Below are 12,370 nucleotides of genomic sequence, written 5' to 3'. Positions count from 1 at the left end.
GCGCGCCGGGTCCGGGGCCGCCCAGGTCGCCATTCCGGTCGGCGGGGCGACGTGGGTGGGGCGGAACGCGAACTCGTCCATGGGCGGCTACTCTTCCTCCGCCGCGCGCACCCGGCCGCCGGGCGGCCGGACCCCCACCGTGCGCGGCACGACTCGCAGCACAGGTCGATTCCCACTCTACCGGCGCCTCGGGCCGCGCGACCTTCCCACCGGCCCGCGGTCACGTCCGCATGAGTGCGGTCACTTCCGCATGATCGCGGGCTCGTGCCGCCGCAGCAGGCCCAGCACCGCCAGCCCGTACGCCACCGAGAGCGCGGGCAGCACGGCGATGTCGAGCAGCCAGCCGGACCGCTCGCGGTGGAACATCGGGTCCGCGGTCTGGGCGACCGGGGCCAGGTGGGGCAGGTCGATGGTGCGGGCTATCGCCGCCAGGCCCCAGCGGGAGGGCACCAGCCAGGCGAGCTGTTCGAGGCCGGGGACGCCGTTCAGCTTGAGCATCAGACCGCTGAAGACGATCTGGAGGATGGCGAGCAGCACCAGCAGCGGCATGGTGGCCTCCTCCTTGACCACCAGCGCGGAGACCAGCAGCCCCAGCATCATCGCGGCGAAGGCGAGCAGCGCGACCCCGAGCATCAGCTCCGGCAGCCGGGGCATCACCACGCCGGCGGTCGCCGGCGGGGGAGCGCCGGGTGGCAGGGTCGGGGCGATGCGCACCCCCGCCAGGCCGACCAAGGTCAGCACCGCGGCCTGGAGCACCGTGACCGTGCCGAGCACCACCACCTTGGACACCAGGTAGGCCGATCGGGACAGCCCGACCACCCGCTCCCGCCGGTAGATCGCGCGCTCCTTGACCAGCTCGCGCACCGAGTTGGCCGAGCCGGTGAGCACGCCGCCGACGCAGAGCAGGAGCAGGCAGTCGATCGCGTTGTCCTGGGTGAGCCCGGCGCCCGCGACCACCCGGCACATCAGGCCGATGAGGAAGGGCAGCACGATCATCACGGTGAGGAACAGCCGGTCGGCGGCGAGCACGGCGGTGTACCGGCGCACCAGGGTGCCGAGCTGGGCGAGCCAGCTCTGCGGCTTCTCCGGCCCGATCGCGGCACCGGCCCGCTCCTGCCCCCGGACCTGCTCCCGCCCCCGTGCGGACGGGCGCGGCACGGGCGCGGCCTCGGCCGCCACGTAGCGGGCGTACTGCGGGGAGGCGCGGAAACGCTCCTGCCAGGCGGTGTCGGGCTCGTTCTCGAAGGACTCGAAGGCCTCCGGCCACTCCTCGAAGCCGAAGTACGCCAGCGCCTCGTCGGGCGGGCCGTAGTACGCCGTCCGGCCGCCGGGCGCCAGCACCAGCAGCCGGTCGCAGACGTTCAGGCTCAGCACGCTGTGCGTCACCACGACCACCGTCCGCCCGTCGTCGGCCAGCCCGCGCAGCATCTGCATCACCGAGCGCTCCATGCCCGGGTCCAGGCCCGAGGTCGGCTCGTCCAGGAACAGCAGGGACGGCTTGGTGAGCAGCTCCAGCGCGACGCTGACCCGCTTGCGCTGGCCGCCGGAGAGGCTGGCGATCACCACGTCGGCCCGGCCCTCCAGGCCCAGTTCACGGATCACCTCCCGCACCCGGGCCTCCCGTTCGTCCGGGGCGGTGTCGCCGGGGAAGCGCAGCTCGGCGGCGTACGCGAGGGCGCGGCGAACGGTCAGCTGGGTGTGCAGGATGTCGTCCTGCGGGACGAGGCCGATCCGTCGGCGCAGCTCCGCGTAGTCGCGGTAGAGGTCGCGCCCGTCGTACAGCACCGTGCCCTGGTCGGCGGGGCGCAGCCCGGTGAGCGCGTTGAGCAGGGTGGACTTGCCCGCGCCGCTCGGGCCGGCCACCGCGAGCAGCGCCCGCTCGGCGAGCGGGAAGCCGACGTCGTCCAGCAGCACACGGTGGTCCGGGCCGACCCGGACGACCAGGTGCTGGACGTCCAGCGAGATCTCACCGGTGTCGGTGTACTCCACCAGACGGCCGTCGACCAGGCAGAGCGCGGAGTGGCCGATGCCGACGATGTCGGCCGGGCCGACCGGCGCGCGCGGGACCGGACGGCCGTTGAGGTAGGTGCCGTTGTGGCTGCCCAGGTCGACGATCTCGTGGCCGCCGCCCGGCAGTTCGCGCAACTCCGCGTGGTGCCGGGAGACCACCAGATCGTCCAGGACCAGGTCGTTGTCGTGCGAGCGGCCGATCCGGACGGTCCGGGCGGGCAGCCGCAGCACACTGCTCGGGCGGCGGAAGACGCCGGAGGCCTGCGGGGCGAGCAGGGTCGGCCGCTCGCCGGGCTCGGGGCCGGGCAGACCGGCGAAGGTCGCGGACGGACCGGTGGCCGGATCGCCGAAGCGCAGCCGGGTACCGGGGCCGACGTCCTCGCGACCGATCCGGCGGCCGTGGTCGTAGGTGCCGTTGGTGCTGCCGACGTCCTCCAGCAGCCAGTGGCCCTCGGTGGCGCGCAACACCGCGTGATGCCAGGAGACCCGGGGGTCGTCCAGGACGATCTCGCTGGTCGGGTCGCGGCCGAGGTGGTACGCCCGGGTCGGGTCGATCAGCTGGGAGTCGCTGTCGGTGACCAGGACGAGGGGCGGCGCGGTGGGCGCGCCTAGGCGCTCTCCCATGGTCCGCATTCTATCGCCACGACCCGGTACCGGCCCTTCCGAATACCGGGATTGGACTGGACCACTGGCTCGGCGCGCCACTATCGTTCGGCGTGCCCGCACGTCATCCGCCGAGTACTCCGGGACGGAACGCATGAGCATCTGGCCGCAGTTGCACCTGTCCCGGTCCGTCCGGGCGGGCCGCGCCACCGGCCGGGTACTGCGCCTGGGCCTGATGGACACCATGCTCGCCGACCTCGCCGTCTCGGTCGTCCTGTGCTTCGAACGGCCGCTGGACGACGGCCGGCTCGCCGCCGGACTGGCCCTCGCCCTGGACAGGGTCCCGGTGTTCGCCGGGCGGCTGCGCACCGACGGGGGCGTGCTGCAGGCGGTCTGCGACGACTCCGGCGTCCCGCTGGAGGTCTACACCGTCGACGGCACGCTCGCCGAGGCGATGGGCCGGGTCGCGGGGCCCGGCTCAGACCTGGTCGCCCCGGTGGACGCCCCGGCCGCGCGCACCGGCGGCGCCCCGCTGCTCACCGTACGCCTCACCCGCACGGCCGACGGCGGGACGGTGCTCGGCTGCTCCTGGCACCACGCGATCGGGGACCTCCACAGCTTCATGCTGCTGCTGCGGATCTGGTCGGCGGCGGTCGAGGGCGAGCCGCTGCCGGAGGCCGAACTCGTCGACGACCAGGACGCGTTGCTGGACGGTGTGCTGCCCGCCGAAGACTGCGGACGGCCGGGCTTCCGGGTGCCCCCGGCGGTCGAGGCGGAGCTGCTGGCCCGCGAGGCGGCGGCCGGGCCGCGCGCGAACCGGACGGTGCAGATCGCCTTCACCGACGCCGAAGTCGGCCGGATGCGCGAGGAGTTCGGAGCGGCGGCCGGTCGGCGGCTGTCGGCGGGCGATGTGATCTGCGCCCACCTCCTCTCCACCCTCCGGGAGTTGGACGGCGACGAGGCCGAGCGGATGTTGACCGTTCCGGTCAACGCCCGCCGCTGGCTGGGACTCCCGCCCGCCCTGGTCGGCAACCTGCTGAGCGAGGTGCACCTGCCGCACCGGCCGAAGGACGGACCGGCGGTGCTCGCGGCCGAACTGCGGGCGGCGGTCGAGGAGTTCCCGACCGCGCAGCTCAACCTGCGCTCCAACCTGGGCTTCCTGGCGGCTCTCGGCCGGGCGCGGCTGGGCGAGTGCGTGCCGCTGGGCTTCGACCCGCCGCAGCGCCGGTTCACCTTCTCCAACTGGATCCGCTTCGGCGCCTACCAGCTGGCCTTCCAGGGGCAGCGGCCGGTGTTCTTCAGCCCGGCGGCCAACTATCCGCTGCCCTGGATCTGTTGGACGGTCGAGGGGTACCGCGCCGAGGGGTACCTGAGCACCGTGGTGCTGCCGGCCCGGCTCGCCGCCCGGCTCCGCGGGGCGGACGGCCGGGCGGCGCTGCACCGGTTCCGGACGGCGGCCGACGCGCCGCCGGCGTCGGCGGCCGTCCTGCCGAAGGTGCTCTGAGTCGCTCCGAGGTGCTCCGAGGTGCTAGAACGACTCCTCGATCGCGGTCCACAGCCGGAGCCGGGCGTTGAGCGCGGTCCGGACGGTCTCGGCGCAGGAGTCCCACCTGGCCTGGTCCTCGCCGCACAGGTCGATCAGCATCTGCATCGCCATCGGGGTGTGCTGCTCGCCGTCCACCTCGATGTGGCGGGCCAGGTAGTCCTTGAAGACGGTGAGCACGCCGTCGGGGTCGTCGATGCCGACCACCTGGGTGAACATGTCCGGGATCAGGTCCTCGCGGCCGAAGGCGAAGGCGGCGGCACGGCAGTGCACCGGCGCGTTCTCCACGATCGACCAGGTGACGGAGGTGAACTCCACGGCCGGGTCGGGTACGTCGGCGGCCTTGAGGGCCTCCGGCACGGGCTTGCCGGAGCCCAGCAGGGCCAGGAAGTCCGTCATCGGGCGGGGATCGGCGCCGGCCTGGCGCATGCCCTCGACGTACAGCTCGAAGTGGCTGGTGTAGCCCTCGCCGAGTTCGTCGCTCTCCTCCACCAGGACGATCTCGTTGATCAGCCGACGGCTGGCGGTCGGACCGTTCGGGACCCACGGCACGTCCACGCAGGTGAGGTCGCGCTGCAGGCTCTTCAGCAGCGACATGAAGTCCCAAACGGCGAAGACATGGCTGTTCAGGAAGGTGCGGACGCGCGCGATGCTGGTGAGCGAGCGGTACACCGAGTGCTCGACGACCTCGCGGCGCAGCGGGTCGATGGCCTGTTGGAGGCTGGTCAGGCCGGGGTGGGAACGGTCCCAGTGGTAGCGGTTGGTGGACATCGGTCCTCCTGGTCTCGGGGTCCGGGGGTCTTCAGGGCAGGTGGTCTTCAGGTCAGGGAGTCTTCATGACGGACCGCAGCGCGTGCCGCAGCTGCTCGCGGTCGGGTTGCACGGCCCGGTCGAGGGCGGGGGCGAAGGGCAGCACCGCGCCGTCGGGGCGGGTGATCCGGCGCGGCGGGGCGATCAGGCGCATCTCCTCGGCGGCGGTGGCCAGCACCTCCGCGCCGAAGCCGCAGCTGCGGTTGGAGTCGTCCAGGACGACCAGCCGCCCGGTGCGTTCCAGCGAGTCGCCGAGCGCCTGCCAGTCGAAGGGGTGGACGGTGCGCGGGTCGAGGACCTCGACGGAGAGTTCCGGTGCGAGCTCTTCGGCCACGGCGAGGGCGTCGTGCACCAGGTGCCCGAGCGCGACCACGGTGACGTCGGTGCCGGGGCGGTGGATCCGGGCCCGGCCGAGCGGCACCGGTGCGAGCTCCCAGGTGACGGTCTCGCGCACCGGCAGGGCGGCGGCGGGGGCGAAGACCACGACCGGGTCGGGGTCGCGGATCGCCGAGCGCAGCAGCCCGTAGGCGTCGGTCGGGGTGGCGGGCACCACGGTCTTCACGCCCGCGTGCGCGAACAGGCTGTACGGGTGGTCGGAGTGCTGGCCGGCCCAGCCGTCCCGGGAGCCCGAGCCGGGCACCAGGCAGGTCAGCGGGACGGACGCCTGGCCGCCGGTCATCAGCGAGAACTTGTGCGCCTGGTTGACGAGTTGCTCGAAGACCAGGAAGAGCAGCGAGGGGATCTGGAACTCCAGCACCGGCCGCCGCCCGGCGAGCGCGGCGCCGACCGCCATCGCGGTGAACGCCTGCTCGGAGAGCGGGGTGTCCACGATCCGCTCGGCCCCGAAGCGCTCCAGCAGGCCGAGGGTGGGCCCGGCCATCCCGGCGCCGATGTCCTCGCCGAGGACGAAGACCGCCGGGTCCTCGGCGAGTTCGTCGGCGAGCGCCCGGTTGAGCGCCTTGGTGTACGAGAGCCTGGTCATGCCGACACCCCCGGTCGGGGCCGCAGGCCGTCGGCGTACAGGTGGTCCAACGCGCCGGATGGGTCCGGGTGTTCGGAGGTGAGTGCGAACTCCTCGGCGGCGGCGAGCTGTTCGGCCACCGAGCGGTCGAGTTCGGCGACCGTCGCCGGGTCGAGCAGTGCGGCGGCGCGGGGGAGCGGGTCGCGTTCGCGCCAGGCCGCGACCTCCTCGGGCGTGCGGTAGCGCAGCTTCATCCGGCGCTCCATGGTGTGGTGGCCCTCGTAGCGGTAGGTGCGGCACTCCAGGAAGCCCGGGCCACCGCCGGCCCGCGCCCGGTCGACCGCGCGCAGGGCGGCGGCGCGGACGGCCTCGGTGTCCATGCCGTCCACCTCCTCGGCGGGGATGCCGAAGGCGGCCGCCCGGTTGGTCGCGCCGCCAGCGACGGCGGTGGCGGCGGGCAGGGTGGTGGCGTAGCCGTTGTTCTCGCAGACGAACACCACCGGCAGGCGCCACATCGCGGCCAGGTTGAACGCCTCCAGCAGGACGCCCTGGTTGAGCGCGCCGTCGCCGAAGAAGGACACCGCGACCGCGCCCGCTCCGGCTGCGGAGTGCTTCAGGGCCCAGGCGGCGCCGACCGCGATCGGGGCGCCGGCGCCGACGATGCCGTTGGCGCCGAGGATGCCGAGCGAGAGGTCGGCGGCGTGCATCGAGCCGCCCCGGCCGGAGTTCAACCCGCCGACCCGGCCCGCGAGTTCGGCGAGCAGTCGGTGCGGGGCGGCGCCCCGGGCGAGGACGTGTCCGTGGCCGCGGTGGGTGCTGGTGAGCCGGTCGGCGGGGCCGAGCGCCGAGCAGACGCCGACCGCGACGGCCTCCTGCCCGATGTACGGGTGGATGCCGCCGGGGATCGCGCCGGACTTCACCAGGCCGAGCGCCAGCTCCTCGAAGTCGCGGATCAGCCGCAGCATCCGGTAGCGCTCGGCGTCGGTGGCGAGGGGTGCGGCGGTCACGGCGCGGGGCGCGGTCACGGCGCGGGGTGCGGTCACAGCGCTCCCCGCCAGAGCGTCGGGCAGTACGCGGGGTCGGCGTAGTCGGGCCGGTCGTCGGCGGTGCGGCGCACCAGCACGTCGTGGTTGTACACCACCGGGCTGCCGCCCGGCCGGTCGTGCCGGCGGTACTCGTTGGCGCCGTCCTGGAGGTGCAACGAGACGGCCCGGCGCGGGAATTCGGCCAGGTTGGGGCCGCTGCCGTGGTAGGTGCGGCAGTGGTGGAAGGAGAGGTGGCCGCGCGGGATCAGCATCGGGACCTTGTGCACCGACTGCCCGTTGTGCGCGGCGTTGGCGGCGAGGATGGCGTCCAGCTCGCCGTTGTCGCGGTCGGCGAAGTGCCGGGTGGAGTCCTCGCCGGAGGGCAGCTCCCGCCAGCGGTGGCTGCCGTCCACCATGGTGATGGTGCCGTTCTCCTCGCGGCAGTCGTGGAACGGGATGAAGGCGGTGAGCATCTCCTCGGAGGTGCAGGTCTGCCAGTAGTGCTTGTCGAAGTGCCACGGCACCCGGTTGCTGGGCTCCCCGGGCACCGGCGGCTTGTAGATCAGGGTCGCCTGGAAGATCCGGATCTCCTCGGCCCCGGCGAGCAGGGCGGCCACCGCGCCGACCAGCGGCTTGCGCAGGATCGCGCCGATCGCGTCGCTCTCGTGGTGGACGTAGTCGTTGTGCCGCTGGACGGGACCGTGGGAGGGCTCCCAGGCGGCCAGCCGGGGCGGGCGGACCGGCAGCTCCCGGTCGCGGTGGCCCGCGTAGTACAGCTCGGTGGCGGCCTGGAGGGCGTCCAGCTCCTCGTCGGTGAACAGGCGGCGGGACAGGTACCAGCCGTGCTCGCGGTAGTGCGCCACCTCCTCGGGGGTGGGCAGCAGTTCGCGTTCGGCGTCGGTGAGGCGGAACTCGGGGCTCATGGCTGTGCTTTCGTTCGAGGGCGGCCGGTGGAGGTGGTCAGCGGAGCGAGGCGGAGGTCTGCCGTTCGACGGCCTCGTACAGGGCCTTGATGTTCGCCGTCCCGAAGGTACCGGCTCCCTGACGCTCTATCAGTTCCAGGAAGTAGGTGCGCCGGGGATGGGTGGAGCGGGCGAAGATCTGGAACAGCTGGCCGCCGTGGTCCTGGTCGACCAGGACGTGCAGCTCGCGCAGGGTCTCCACCGGGATGGCCGTCTCGCCGAGCCGCTCGGTGAGCGCGTCGAAGTAGGCGCCCGGGGTGGCCAGGAACTCCACCCCGCGCGCCCGGGCGGTCCGGACGGCGGTGGCGATGTCGCGGGTGCTGAAGGCCAGGTGCTGCACCCCGGCGCCGTCGTGGGCGGCGAGGAACTCGTCGATCTGGCCGGGGCGGCGGTTGGTGTCGGGCTCGATCAGGGTGAAGGTGACCTGGCCGGAGGCGCTCTGTACGACGGTGGAGTCCATGGCCTGCCGACCGACCTCGATGTACTCCTTGAAGATCGCGTGGAAGCCGAGCGCGGCCTCGCAGAACCGTACGGCGTCGGCGAGTTCGCCGCCCGGCAAGCAGATCGCGACGTGGTCGAGCGCGTCCAGCAGACCCGGCTCGGCGGCGGGTTCGGGGGAGGGTTCGGTGGGTCCGGCCGGTACGAAGCGCAGGGCGGTGTCGCCGAAGCCGGCGATCAGGCCGGCGGCCCGGTCCAGCACCCGGGCGCCGTGCCGCTCCGCGCGCTCCAGGGCGGCCTGCGGGTCGGTGCAGCCGAGCGCGAGGGTGGCGACGCCGTCCCCGTGCCGGGCGACGAAGGCGGCCGCCGGGTGCTCGGGGTCGGTGGCGGAGGTCAGGTGCAGCCGGATCGAGCCCTGGCGCAGCTCGACGGTACGGGCGCCGCCCGGTGTGGTCGCGGGGGCGTCGGCGGTGAAGCCGTGGTCGGCGCGGAGCCGGGCCGCGGCCTGTTCGGCGTCCGCGCAGTGGAATTCGACGTGGGCGATGGTCTGGATGGACATCGGGATCTCCCCCAGGAGGGATGGCGGGTCGAGGTTCGGCGCGCTGCGGGGCGACCGCTACCGGGCGGGCTGGACCGAGGACGGGCCGAGGATCAGGCTGAGGTTGTGGCCGCCGAAGGCGAAGGCGTTGCTCAGTGCGGCGCGCACCGGGGCGGAGCGGGCGGCGCCCCGGACGTGGTCCAGGTCGCAGGCCGGGTCGGGGTCGGTCAGGTTGAGCGTGGGCGGCAGCGTTCCCCGGGCCACCGCCAGGGCCGTCACCGCCGCCTCCAGCGCGCCGGCGGCGCCGAGGAGATGGCCGGTGGCGCCCTTGGTGGAGCTGACCGCGGGCGGCCGCGGGCCGAACACGGCGCGCAGTGCGGCGGTCTCGGCCACGTCGCCGAGCTTGGTGCCGGTGCCGTGGGCGTTCACGTAGTCGATGTCGCCCGGCGCCAGGCCCGCGTTGGCGAGCGCGGCGCGCATGGCGTCGGCGGCGCCGCTGCCGTCCGGGCGGGGCATGGTCGGGTGGTGGGCGTCGGTGGAGGCGCCCCAGCCGAGCACGTCCGCGTACCCGGTGGCGCCGCGCGCGGCGGCGTGGTCGGCGCGCTCCAGGACGAGGACGGCGCTGCCCTCGCCCAGCACGAAACCGTTGCGGCGGGCGTCGAAGGGCCGGCTCGCCTGCTCGGGGTCGTCCCAACCCTGCGCCAGGGCACGGGCGTTGGTGAACGCGGCGGCGATGGTCGGGTGCAGCGAGGACTCGGTGCCGCCGCACACCACCACGTCCGCGTCGCCCGCACGGATCAGCCGCAGCCCCTCGGCGATCGCCTGGGCGCCGGCCGCGCAGGCCGTCACCACGGCCGAACTGTAGCCCCGGATGCCGTACTTGATGGCGATCCGGGCGGCGGCCATGTTGGAGAGCATGCCCGGCAGCAGGTACGGGCTGACGCCGGGGCGGCCGCGCTCCAGCCGGCGGTGCGACTGCTGCTCGAAGGTCTCCAGCCCGCCGCCCCCGGTGGCCAGCACCACGGCGGTGCGGCCGGGACGCCGACCACCAGGGCGGCGTCGGCGAGCGCGTCGTCGGCGGCGGCGAGGGCGAGCAGCACGAAGCGGTCCACGCAGCGGGTCTCGGTGGGCGGCAGCACCTCCCGGCCGTCCACGACGGGGGCGATCCCGGCGGCGGGCAGCCAGCCGTGCGCGGGGTGGCCCTCGGGGACGGCGCGCAGGCCGGAACGGCCGGCGGCCAGCGCCTCGAACACCTCGGCGGGCTTGCGGCCGAGCGGCGAGACCAGCCCGATGCCGGTGACGACGGCGGCCTCCCGGGCACTCACGCGGTCACCGCGGCGGCCGGGTCGGTCGCCGCGGCGGTCTGGCCGGTCACGGTGGCGGCCAGGTGGCGCTCGCGCAGCAGCACCTTGCGGACCTTGCCGGTCGGGCCGAGCGGGATGTCCTCGTCGGAGACCGCCAGGACCTTGCGCACCGTCGCGGCGGTGGCCGGGTCGAGAGCGGCGAGTACCGCCCCGGTGCGGTCGGCGGCCGGGTCGGCGTCCTCGGCCAGGAGCAGCAGCACATCGGTGACGACGCGCTCGCCGTCCCGGACCGCGACCACCGTGCAGTCCAGCGCGTCCGGGAGGGCGGCCAGCACCCGTTCCTCCGACATCGCGGTGAACAGCCGTTCGCCGTCGGCGAGTTCGACGGAGTCGACGGCCCGGTCCACGTGGTAGTAGTAGCCCTCCTCGTCCCGGTACATCAGGTCCCCGGTGAGGAAGCGGCCGCGCAGCCGGGTGCGGAAGGTGGTGGCCGAGTCGTTCCAGTAGCCGAGCGCCAGGGTCGGTGAGGCGGTGGCGAGTTCGCCGACCTCGCCGGGGCCGAGCGGCTCGCCGTCCGGGCCGACCACCTCGCAGTCGACGAAGGCGTGGGGTCGGCCGACGCAGCGGCCGTAGCGCTCGGTGCCGGGGCCGTGGGTGATGAAGAAGTGCGAGTGGCCCATCTCGGTGGAGCCGAGGCCGTCCACGAACAGCGAACCGGGCAGCCGGGAGCGGCCCGCGCGGGTGACGGTCTCCCGGCTGCCGGTGGCGATCAGGCGGCGGATGTGAACCTCGTGCGCGCAGTCGCCGGTGTTCCACCAGAGCGCGACGGAGTCGAGGGCCCGGGCGGTGAGGTCGTGGTGGGCGAGGTCGGCCCAGGTGGCGGCGAAGCCGATCACTCCGGTGGGGCGCCACCGCTCGATCCCGTCCAGCACTCCGGTGCCGGACTGTGCTGACAGGACGGCGAGTTGGGTGTCCGAGCTGAGTGCGAGGTTGAGCGCGATCAGGGTCGCGGCGTGCGGGGCGGGCAGGGCGCTGAGCATCCGCTCCTGGCCCTGCGGGCGGGGCAGCCGCAGCCGGTGGCGGATCGCCGCGTACAGGCTCGCGTGCGAGTGGACGACGGCCTTGGGCAGACCGGTGGTGCCGGAGGAGTGGGTGATCGCCACCGGGTCACCGGACCAGTGGCGGTACGGCTCGGGGGCGGCGTCCGGATCGCCCGCGCCGAGGGCGGCGGGTTCGGGCAGCAGCGGCGCGTTCGGATCGTGGCCGGCCAGTGCGGCCCGGTGGGCGGGGTCGGCGAGGATCCCGGCCGCACCGAGGCGGGCGATGTAGCGGGCGGCGCGCTCGCCGTCCAGGTTGGGGTTGAGCAGCGCGGGGATGGCGCCGAGCCGGGCCAGGGCGAGGAAGGAGAGCACGTGGTCGGCGGCGGCGCTCGCGTAGACGACGACCGGGTCGCGCCGGGTGATGCCGAGCCCGTGGAGGGCGGCGGCGCGGGCCCGTACGGCGCGGTCGAGCTCGCGCAGGGTCAGCGGCCGCCAGGCGGGGTGGTCGTCCACCGGGGTGTCGAAGGTGAGCAGCGGCTCGTCCAGACCCGGGCCCAGCGCGATCCGGGCGGTGAGGACGTTGCCGGCGCCCACGTCGGGGTCGTCCGCGAGCTGGGTGCGGAGACTGCGGATGGTCACGGGGGTGGATCCCTCCCTCGGGGCCGGTGGCGGCCCGGGCGGCGGAGCGGTGGTTGGCGGAGCGGCGATCGGAGGTGCGGCGGTACAGGGCCGCAGAGGTGGCGGGCCGGGCGGACGCTGGTGTGCCGGGTGCGGCTGCGTCAGGCGTCGGGCGCGGGGCCTCATCGGTGACTACGGCCGGGGGTGGCCGGCGGGTTCAGCCCTTCGACGGCTCGGCCGGGTGGGCCGACGCGTTCAGGAGGCCGGGTGGGTGAGCAGGACGGCCACGGCGTGGTCGCCGTCCGTCGTCTGCTCGGCGGCGATGACCAGCACCCGGTCGGCGTCCCCGTCGGCGAGCAGCAGCGCGGCCAGCTGGTACGCGTCCTCGGGGACGGTGCCGGGTACGGCCTCGGCCGGGCTGATCGCCACGACGGGGCCGGTCAGGCCCCAGCGGGCGGCGATGTGCCCGAGCACTCCGGGCCCCTCCCCGCACACCTCGCACTCCGCGTACCCCGCGG

Annotated in this window: 9 protein-coding genes and 2 pseudogenes; 1 reads left to right on the top strand and 10 read right to left on the bottom strand. The window is 74.5% G+C overall.

Features of this window, described 5'->3' with window-relative positions:
• Window positions 1-240 precede the first annotated feature (240 nt).
• Window positions 241-2,634 (bottom strand): FHA domain-containing protein, encoded by a 2,394-nt coding sequence (locus tag J0670_RS14545; protein ID WP_207811976.1) that lies wholly within the window; start codon window positions 2,632-2,634, stop codon window positions 241-243.
• A 133-nt stretch (window positions 2,635-2,767) separates the two neighbouring features.
• Between J0670_RS14545 and J0670_RS14540 the strand changes: the two genes are divergently transcribed.
• Complete coding sequence (locus J0670_RS14540; RefSeq protein ID WP_207811975.1) at window positions 2,768-4,117, top strand: acyltransferase; 1,350 nt, start codon at window positions 2,768-2,770, stop codon at window positions 4,115-4,117.
• Between the two features lie 24 nt (window positions 4,118-4,141).
• Here the strand turns inward: J0670_RS14540 and J0670_RS14535 are convergent, their stop codons facing one another.
• The 9 genes and pseudogenes from J0670_RS14535 to J0670_RS14500 form a co-directional block, all read right to left on the bottom strand.
• Window positions 4,142-4,927, bottom strand: coding sequence for a DUF3050 domain-containing protein (locus J0670_RS14535; protein ID WP_207811974.1), 786 nt, complete (start codon window positions 4,925-4,927; stop codon window positions 4,142-4,144).
• A gap of 52 nt (window positions 4,928-4,979) precedes the next feature.
• On the bottom strand, window positions 4,980-5,948 hold the full coding sequence (locus tag J0670_RS14530; RefSeq protein WP_207811973.1) for an alpha-ketoacid dehydrogenase subunit beta: 969 nt from the start codon (window positions 5,946-5,948) through the stop codon (window positions 4,980-4,982).
• Window positions 5,945-6,970, bottom strand: coding sequence for a thiamine pyrophosphate-dependent dehydrogenase E1 component subunit alpha (locus J0670_RS14525; protein ID WP_307806524.1), 1,026 nt, complete (start codon window positions 6,968-6,970; stop codon window positions 5,945-5,947). Before J0670_RS14525 ends, J0670_RS14530 begins: the two co-directional genes overlap by 4 nt.
• Window positions 6,967-7,875 (bottom strand): phytanoyl-CoA dioxygenase family protein, encoded by a 909-nt coding sequence (locus J0670_RS14520; protein WP_207811972.1) that lies wholly within the window; start codon window positions 7,873-7,875, stop codon window positions 6,967-6,969. The genes J0670_RS14525 and J0670_RS14520 overlap by 4 nt, the downstream gene beginning before the upstream one ends.
• Window positions 7,876-7,912: 37 nt before the next feature.
• Window positions 7,913-8,911 (bottom strand): 4-hydroxyphenylpyruvate dioxygenase, encoded by a 999-nt coding sequence (hppD, locus tag J0670_RS14515; protein ID WP_207811971.1) that lies wholly within the window; start codon window positions 8,909-8,911, stop codon window positions 7,913-7,915.
• A gap of 57 nt (window positions 8,912-8,968) precedes the next feature.
• The gene (locus J0670_RS14510; protein ID WP_307806523.1) at window positions 8,969-9,910 is read right to left on the bottom strand and encodes a beta-ketoacyl-[acyl-carrier-protein] synthase family protein; all 942 of its coding nucleotides are present in this window, start codon (window positions 9,908-9,910) and stop codon (window positions 8,969-8,971) included.
• 92 nt (window positions 9,911-10,002) lie between these two features.
• Window positions 10,003-10,143 (bottom strand): annotated as a pseudogene (locus tag J0670_RS39895) (beta-ketoacyl synthase); the annotation flags it as partial.
• Between the two features lie 68 nt (window positions 10,144-10,211).
• Window positions 10,212-11,873 (bottom strand): class I adenylate-forming enzyme family protein, encoded by a 1,662-nt coding sequence (locus tag J0670_RS14505; protein ID WP_207811970.1) that lies wholly within the window; start codon window positions 11,871-11,873, stop codon window positions 10,212-10,214.
• 234 nt (window positions 11,874-12,107) lie between these two features.
• Window positions 12,108-12,370 (bottom strand): annotated as a pseudogene (locus J0670_RS14500) (hypothetical protein); the annotation flags it as partial.

It is taken from the genome of Streptomyces sp. FH025, from assembly GCF_017427025.1.
Lineage (GTDB): Bacteria > Actinomycetota > Actinomycetes > Streptomycetales > Streptomycetaceae > Kitasatospora.
This window is presented reverse-complemented; position numbering and strand designations above follow the sequence as displayed.

Bases quoted from the DNA above. Each gene is read 5' to 3' on its own strand.
- J0670_RS14530 (WP_207811973.1), bottom strand. From the start codon at position 5,948: ATGACCAGGCTCTCGTACACCAAGGCGCTCAACCGGGCGCTCGCCGAC.
- J0670_RS14520 (WP_207811972.1), bottom strand. From the start codon at position 7,875: ATGAGCCCCGAGTTCCGCCTCACCGACGCCGAACGCGAACTGCTGCCC.
- J0670_RS14535 (WP_207811974.1), bottom strand. From the start codon at position 4,927: ATGTCCACCAACCGCTACCACTGGGACCGTTCCCACCCCGGCCTGACC.
- J0670_RS14545 (WP_207811976.1), bottom strand. From the start codon at position 2,634: ATGGGAGAGCGCCTAGGCGCGCCCACCGCGCCGCCCCTCGTCCTGGTC.
- hppD (WP_207811971.1), bottom strand. From the start codon at position 8,911: ATGTCCATCCAGACCATCGCCCACGTCGAATTCCACTGCGCGGACGCC.
- J0670_RS14540 (WP_207811975.1), top strand. From the start codon at position 2,768: ATGAGCATCTGGCCGCAGTTGCACCTGTCCCGGTCCGTCCGGGCGGGC.